Source organism: Rothia sp. HMSC065C12, assembly GCF_001812085.1.
Lineage (GTDB): Bacteria > Actinomycetota > Actinomycetes > Actinomycetales > Micrococcaceae > Rothia > Rothia mucilaginosa.
Window position 1 is genome coordinate 76,094 of sequence record NZ_KV807678.1, and the last position, 1,305, is coordinate 77,398.

1 pseudogene is annotated in these 1,305 nt (G+C 56.5%); it reads right to left on the minus strand.

From position 1 onward, the window contains the following. Positions 1-1,305: pseudogene (locus HMPREF2836_RS04600) on the minus strand (siroheme synthase); the annotation flags it as partial.

The window sequence follows — 1,305 nt, forward strand, 5'->3', positions numbered from 1 at the left end:
GCTCATCAACATGCTGCACCGAGAGGCGGTACGATCCTTCACCCGGTGCAGAGAGCCCGGTAGCGCGTGCCGTAAACGAGTTCGTCTTCGCGTACGGGCTCAAACTTACCGACCCAAGGTGCAGTGCGGGCCCCGTGGACTCCTGATCGGGGGAATGCACCGGCAGGAACTCCGCAACATCATTCAGCATAGAACCCGGAGAATCTTCCATGCCGGGGTAAGGCACCCCGCCACCGTACACGCCCATGAAGTACAGTTTGCCCGGCTTCAACGTACCCGCCGGAATCGTCATCTCCGTGTTGAGGTAGTTGTTACGGAACGTGCCGTAGTTATCCTGCTGGTTAGTGAACTCCAGCGTGTGCGTGAACACGGGCTGACCCACCATCTTGCCTGTTGCCGGGTCAGCCTCATACAAGGCGAGAACCGGCTGTTCACCATCCCCCGCGAAGTTATTAGCCTGCGAGAGGACGTGCCAACCCTCAACCCTCAGCGTCGTATCCTTCCACGGGTTATCAATCGCAGACCGGCTGAAACGGTAGGTCGCGCGGGTAGGCTGCGCATCCTGAACCACGTCAATATGGGCGCGGATGTAAATACGATATATCGGACTCAACAAATCCAGCTCATTTACATCCGAGGGGTAGTACGACATGAACACGTCAAAGAGCTCGCCGTCCGCCGCCTCAACGTACTGCGGGGGAACCTCAAACGTGTAGGTGAGGCTACCGTCCGGGTTCTCACGCACCTGATGCTTCAAATCCTTGAGAAACCCGCCGTACTGGTCGAGAGGCGGATTATTATTACGCCAATCATGCACGTACACCGATCCACGTCGCACCAGAGCCAGCTCGTAGAAGGTGTACTTCTGACGGAATTCAGCGCTCAACGGGGAAGTCGTCACCGACACCGTGCCGCCCTGAGAAATATTGAGGGTTCCCGAATCGACCTTCAGCTGCACGTTTCCGGGGTTCACCGGGCGAACCGTATCAGCGGCAGGAGGCACCATCGGAAGCTGCGCGCTCACCGTGAACTTATGGCTACCGTACAAATACTCAGAATCCGAGAACGTTACCCGAACTTCTGCCGTCGAGCCCACGTGAGAGGGGTAGAACCCGTCATCATCCTGAACCTTATATTCGACTTCTACCGTACGGGTGCCGTCAGCATTGCGGGTTACCAGCTCGTCACGCTTATAGTAGTAGCTCGCTACATCGTTGACCGAGAAAGGCTTGGACTCACCAGAGGTAGCGTTATAAATCGCCACAGAGTCAATGTAGTACCCCAGGTCAACCTCGGGTGAAATAT